Genomic DNA, 2,095 nt, shown 5'->3' on the forward strand with positions numbered 1-2,095 from the left:
ATATGTACCCGCTTGTGTGACATCGGCAAAGGTAGGCGCATCGTCGGTGTCAACATCATTGATCGCAATGGTGCCCGTCGCAGTCACCGCGGCATCGCCCACGTTGCCTTCGGTGACAGAACCAACAAAGCTACCGGTCACTTCTGGGGCATCCTCGCTACCGGTAATGGTGATGACAATATCTTGTTGGGTGTTATCGCTTGCTGTCAGGGTAATGGTGTCGGTAACTTGATCGCCGGCATCTAAATGCTGCACGGCAGATTGATCAAGCGTATACGTCCAGCTGCCATTCACTAGCTCCAGCGAACCGTAAGTGCCGGTCTCTGTGGTATCGGCGAAGGTGGGTGCATCGTTACCGTCGATATCAGTGATCTCAATGGTACCGGTGGCAGTGACAGGCGCATCGCCCACATTGCCCTCGGTCACGGAACCGACAAAGCTACCGGTCACTTCTGGGGCATCCTCGCTACCAGTAATAGTGATGACAATGGCTTGTTCAGTGCCATCAGAGGCTGTCAGGGTAATGGTATCCGTCACCTGATCGCTGGCATCTAAATCCTGAACCGAGCTTTGATCGAGGGTGTAAGTCCAATTACCGTTCACCAGCTCTAGCGAACCGTAAGTGCCGCTCTCTGTGGTATCGGCAAAGGTCGGGTTATCGTCACTATCGACATCGCTGATCGCGATGGTGCCCGTCGCAGTCACCGCGGCATCGCCCACGTTGCCTTCGGTGACTGAACCAGTAAAGCTTCCAGTGACTTCAGGTGCATCATCCGTCCCAGTAATGGTGATGACAATATCTTGTTGCGTGTTATCGCTTGCAGTGAGGGTGATGGTGTCGGTCACCTGATCGCCGGCATCCAAGTTCTGTACGGCAGACTGATCGAGGGTGTAAGTCCAGTTGCCGTTCACCAGCTCTAGCGAGCCATAAGTCCCCGCTTCAGTGGTATCGGCAAACGTCGGATTGTCGTCGCTATCCACATCACTGATCGCAATGGTACCCGTGGCAGTTACCGCGGTATCGCCCACGTCACCTTCGGTGACCGAGCCGGTAAAGCTACCGGTGACTTCAGGTAAGTCGTCGGTGCCGGTAATGGTGATGACGATATCTTGTTGCGTGTTATCGCTTGCAGTGAGGGTGATGGTGTCCGTCACTTGATCACCGGCATCTAAATCCTGCACGGTAGACTGATCGAGGGTGTAGGTCCAGTTGCCGTTAACTAGGTCTAGCGAGCCATAAGTCCCCGCTTCAGTAGTATTCGCAAAGGTCGGGTTATCGCCGTCATCAACATCACTGATCGCAATGGTWCCSGTGGCAGTGACCGCATCGCCTTCGTYRCCTTCGGTSACTGAGCCGGTAAAGCTACCGGTGACTTCAGGTAAGTCGTCGGTGCCGGTAATGGTGATRACAATATCTTGYTGTGTGTTATCGCTTGCRGTGAGGGTGATGGTGTCCGTCACTTGATCACCGGCATCTAAATCCTGCACTGAGCTCTGATCGAGGGTGTAGGTCCAAGCGCCATCTACTAGCTCCAGAGAACCGTAAGTGCCGCTCTCTGTGGTATCGGCAAAGGTCGGGTTATCGTCACTATCAACATCACTGATCGMAATGGTGCCGGTGGCAGTGACCGCATCGCCTTCGTCACCTTCGGTCACTGAGCCGGTAAAGCTACCGGTGACTTCAGGTAAGTCGTCGGTGCCGGTAATGGTGATAACAATATCTTGTTGYGTGTTATCGCTTGCCGTCAGGGTAATGGTATCGGTGACCTGATCGCCGGCATCTAAACTCTGCACGGCAGATTGATCAAGGGTGTAGGTCCAGTTGCCGTTAACTAGGTCTAGCGAGCCATAAGTCCCCGCTTCTGTAGTATTCGCAAAGGCCGGTGTATCGTCGTCATCGACATCACTGATCGCAATGGTGCCGGTGGCAGTGACAGGTGCATCGCCCACGTTGCCTTCGGTCACTGAGCCGGTAAAGTTACCGGTGACTTCAGGCGCATCTTCGCTACCAGTAATAGTGATGACAATATCTTGCTCAGTACCATCGTTTGCGGTCAGGGTGATGGTGTCGGTGACTTGATCACCGGCATCTAAA

1 protein-coding gene is annotated in these 2,095 nt (G+C 53.9%); it reads right to left on the minus strand.

Annotation, left to right across the window (positions count from 1 at the left end; genetic code table 11):
* A partial coding sequence (locus BZG83_RS16300) for a VCBS domain-containing protein (RefSeq protein ID WP_198929753.1) occupies positions 1-2,095 on the minus strand: 2,095 nt, incomplete at both ends.

It is taken from the genome of Salinivibrio sp. PR919 (assembly GCF_001995355.1).
GTDB classification, from domain to species: Bacteria; Pseudomonadota; Gammaproteobacteria; order Enterobacterales; family Vibrionaceae; genus Salinivibrio; species Salinivibrio proteolyticus.